Consider the following 1090-nt stretch of genomic DNA (forward strand, 5'->3'; position numbering starts at 1 on the left):
ATTCCAACATCAAGTGTTTCAGCTGCACCTTCCACTCGGATCATAGACTCTACTAGCTTCTTTGACTTTTCTTTCTTTTCTTCAATTCTAGCTGGATGAATACGTCCATCTACAATTAATTTCTCTAAAGCGATTCTAGCAACTTCTCTTCTTATAGGATCGAATCCTGATAAAATTACAGCTTCTGGTGTATCATCAATAATTAAATCAACACCTGTCATAGTTTCTAACGTACGGATATTACGTCCTTCTCGTCCTATGATTCTACCTTTCATTTCATCGTTTGGAAGTTGAACTACAGAAATCGTACTTTCTGCTACATGGTCTGCAGCGCATCTTTGGATAGCTGTAACAACATATTCTTTTGCTTTCTTGTCAGCTTCCTCTTTAGCTTTACTTTCAAGTTCTTTTACTAACATTGCTGTTTCGTGTTTTACTTCGTCTTCAACAGTTCTTAAAAGATAATCTTTTGCTTGTTCGGAGGTCAGTCCAGAAATCTTCTCTAACTCCTGTAATCTTCTATCGTGAAGTTCTTCAACCTCAGCTCTTAACTTATCAAGCTCAATTTCTTTTACAGATAGTTTAGATTCTTTCTTTTCTAGTGCTTCAGTTTTTCTATCTAAAGTTTCTTCTTTAGTTAGAACACGTTTTTCATAACGTTGTAATTCTGCTCTTCGTTCCTTAGTTTCCTTCTCAAGCTCATTTTTAGTTTTTAATGACTCTTCCTTTGCTTCAAGTAGGGCTTCTCGTTTCTTAGTTTCAGCTGTTTTCAAAGCTTCATCTATGATTTCCCTTGCTTTATCTTCTGCATGTCCAATTTAATCTACATATACCTTTTTTCTATAAGATATAGCGAAATGCCATACAGTAGGAACGACAATTACCAAGGTAATTACAATAGCAATCACTACTGGAACTATATATTTTAGCACAGGAGCACCTCCTTATTCAATTTTCATTGTACGTTGATACAACACTTAAATTTTATACTGTTTTAGAATGGATGTCAAGTATAGTTAATACTATTTTATGCAAATTGTCTAAAATATGAGAAATTATATGTTTTTTTTCATTTTATTAACGATTATGT

1 pseudogene is annotated in these 1090 nt (G+C 33.5%); it reads right to left on the reverse strand.

The features are described 5' to 3' along the window. Nucleotides 1–104: 104 nt before the first annotated feature. Nucleotides 105–818 (reverse strand): annotated as a pseudogene (locus ACW2QF_RS18605) (Rnase Y domain-containing protein); the annotation flags it as partial. Between the last annotated feature and the right edge of the window lie 272 nt (nt 819–1090).

The organism is Anaerosporobacter sp., assembly GCF_965301125.1.